The sequence below is a fragment of the Caballeronia sp. LZ033 genome (genome assembly GCF_031451265.1).
Classification (GTDB): domain Bacteria; phylum Pseudomonadota; class Gammaproteobacteria; order Burkholderiales; family Burkholderiaceae; genus Caballeronia.
In genome coordinates, this window is the sequence record NZ_JARUXQ010000048.1 from 1 (window position 1) to 499 (window position 499).

At 63.5% G+C, this 499-nt stretch carries 1 protein-coding gene; it reads left to right on the forward strand.

Translation table 11 applies throughout. The features are described from left to right. Nucleotides 1–499, forward strand: a 499-nt coding sequence (locus tag QCE62_RS35125; protein ID WP_309928027.1) for an FAD-binding protein, incomplete at both ends; no start/stop codon positions are given.

A 499-nucleotide genomic window follows, 5' to 3' on the forward strand; every position in this document is an offset into this window, starting at 1 on the left:
CGCACAAGGCGGCATCGGCGCGTCGCTCGGCAACATGAGCGAAGACAACTGGCACTATCACTTCTACGACACCATCAAGGGCTCCGACTGGCTCGGCGACCAGGATGCGATCGAGTTCATGTGCCGCGAAGCGCCCAACGCCGTGTATGAGCTCGAACACATGGGCATGCCGTTCGACCGCAACGCGGACGGCACCATCTATCAACGTCCGTTCGGCGGCCACACGGCCAACTACGGCGAGAAGCCCGTGCAACGCGCCTGCGCGGCAGCGGACCGTACCGGTCACGCGCTGCTGCACACGCTGTATCAGCAGAACGTGGCGGCCAAGACGCACTTCTTCGTCGAATGGATGGCGCTGGATCTGATCCGCGACGCCGAAGGCGATGTGCTCGGCGTCACTGCGCTGGAGATGGAAACGGGCGAGGTCTATATCCTCGAAGGCAAGACCACGCTGTTCGCAACCGGCGGCGCGGGACGCATCTTCGCGGCATCGACGAAT